The organism is Halomonas sp. (genome assembly GCF_014859505.1).
In the GTDB taxonomy this organism is placed as follows: domain Bacteria; phylum Pseudomonadota; class Gammaproteobacteria; order Pseudomonadales; family Halomonadaceae; genus Halomonas.
On record NZ_JACUUD010000230.1, the window covers coordinates 1 to 2,401 of the forward strand.

Genomic DNA, 2,401 nt, shown 5'->3' on the forward strand with positions numbered 1-2,401 from the left:
GCGGCGATGGAGGTGGGCGCATCCTCGACGTTCTCGGCCAGGGCCTCGAACTCGTTGATGCCGTCCAGCTCGGTGCCCATGGCGATGTTGGTCACCCGTTCCAGGATCACCTCCACCACCACCGGCACGCGGTGCTCGGCGATCAGGCGGCGGGCCTCTTCCAGCGCCGGGGCGATCTCCTCGGGCCGGGTGACGCGCAGCGCCTTGCAGCCCAGCCCCTCCACCACCGAGACGTGGTCCACCCCGTAGCCGTTGATCTCCGGGCAGTTGATGTTCTCGAAGGAGAGCTGCACGCAGTAGTCCATGTCGAAGCCGCGCTGGGCCTGGCGAATCAGCCCCAGGTAGGAGTTGTTCACCAGCACGTGGATCCAGGGCAGGTTGAACTGGGCGCCGGCGGCCAGCTCCTCGACCATGAACTGGAAATCATAGTCGCCGGAGAGCGCGACGATTTCCGCCTCCGGGTCGGCGCGCCGCACCCCCAGGGCCGCCGGAATGGTCCAGCCCAGCGGGCCCGCCTGGCCGCAGTTGATCCAGTGGCGCGGCTGGTAGACGTGCAGGAACTGGGCCCCGGCGATCTGCGACAGCCCGATGGTGCTGACGTAGCGGGTGTTGCGGCCGAAGACGCGGTTCATCTCCTCGTAGACCCGCTGGGGCTTGACCGGCACGTTGTCGAAATGGGTCTTGCGCAGCAGGCTGCGCTTGCGCTCCTGGCACTCTTCCGCCCAGCGGCCGCGGCGCTTGAGCCGGCCGGCCGCATCGAGCTCGCGGGCCACCTCGATGAAGAGCTCAAGTGCCGCCCTGGCGTCGGAGACGATGCCGTAGTCCGGCCCGAAGATGCGCCCGATCTGGGTCGGCTCGATGTCCACGTGCACGAAGGTGCGGCCCTTGGTGTAGGTCTCGACGTTGCCGGTGTGGCGATTGGCCCAGCGGTTGCCGATGCCCATCACGAAGTCCGCGGCGAGCAGGGTGGCGTTGCCGTAGCGGTGGGAGGTCTGCAGCCCCACCATGCCCGCCATCAGCGGATGGTCGTCCGGGATGGTGCCCCAGCCCATCAGGGTCGGGATCACCGGCACCCCGGTGAGCTCGGCGAACTCGAGCAGCAGGTCGCTGGCGTCGGCGTTGAAGATGCCGCCGCCGGCGACGATCAGCGGGCGCTCGGCCGCCTGCAGCATGGCGATGGCCTTCTCGGCCTGGGCCCGGGTGGCCCTGGGCTTGAAGGCGGGCAGCGGCTCGTAGGTGTCGGGGTCGAACTCGATCTCGCTCATCTGCACGTCGATGGGCAGATCGATCAGCACCGGGCCCGGGCGGCTGGAGCGCATCAGGTGGAAAGCCTGCTGGAAGACGCGCGGCACCTGGGCCGGCTCCAGCACGGTGACCGCCCACTTGGTGACGGGGCCGGCGATCGCCTGGATATCCACCGCCTGGAAGTCCTCCTTGTGCATCCGGGCACGGGGCGCCTGGCCGGTGATGCAGAGGATCGGGATGGAGTCGGCGCTGGCCGAATAGAGCCCGGTGATCATGTCGGTGCCGGCGGGGCCGGAGGTGCCGATGCACACCCCGATGTTGCCGGCCTTCGTCCGGGTGTAGCCCTCGGCCATGTGGGAGGCGCCCTCGACATGGCGGGCCAGCACATGGTCGATGCCACCCAACTGGCGCATCGCGGCGTAGAAGGGATTGATGGCGGCGCCGGGCACCCCGAAGGCGACTTCGATGCCTTCCTTCCTGAGCACGTGAACGGCGGCTTCTGCAGCGGTCATGCGGGCCATGACGGGATCCTCCAGTGAGGTGTCTTGTTTTTGGAAAATCATTTTGTATACCGAGATTAGGCCCGCTCACCGACTCCGTCAAGAATATGTGGAAAATATTTTCAAATTAACCATATGCATGAAAATGCCCAAGCAGAATCAACTGCTTGGGCATTATTATCGACGCAACACAGAGGCGCTCAGAGGGTGATGCGCAGCGCCAGCGGATGCTCGTCGCAGTTGTTCCCCTCGCCGCCGCGATCGACGACGAGAAACTCCCCTTCCCGCTCCAGCACAGACTGGATGGCGTGCCAGGTGCCGGCGCGGTAGTTGACCCCCTGGCGGCCATCGGTGACGAAGGCGCGCACCTCGGCGGGGTCGATGGCGTCGCCAGGCGGGGCCACGACGATCAGAAAGCGCTCCTCGTGAAGCGGCATGAAGGCCTGGCTGCCCAGGGGGTGGCGCTCCAGGAAGTCAAGTTCCAGAGGGGCCGTCACCGGCTGGCTGACGAAGAGGCTGATCAGCGTCCGCGCGCCCTCCCCCAGGGTCTCGACCGTCGCCAGGTCGTGGTGGCGCCGGGTGCGCCCGGCGTTGATGGGAAACCACTCCGACGCCCGGGCGTCGATCACCTCGCCGAAGGGGGCGAAGGCCTCGGC

At 67.3% G+C, this 2,401-nt stretch carries 2 protein-coding genes; both read right to left on the reverse strand.

Going from position 1 to position 2,401, the window contains the following annotated elements; translation table 11 throughout:
• The coding region (gcl, locus tag IBX53_RS15775) for a glyoxylate carboligase (protein ID WP_290911226.1) at nt 1-1,766 on the reverse strand (1,766 nt) is incomplete at its 3' end.
• 179 nt (nt 1,767-1,945) lie between these two features.
• The coding region (locus IBX53_RS15780; protein ID WP_290911228.1) for an ureidoglycolate lyase at nt 1,946-2,401 on the reverse strand (456 nt) is incomplete at its 5' end.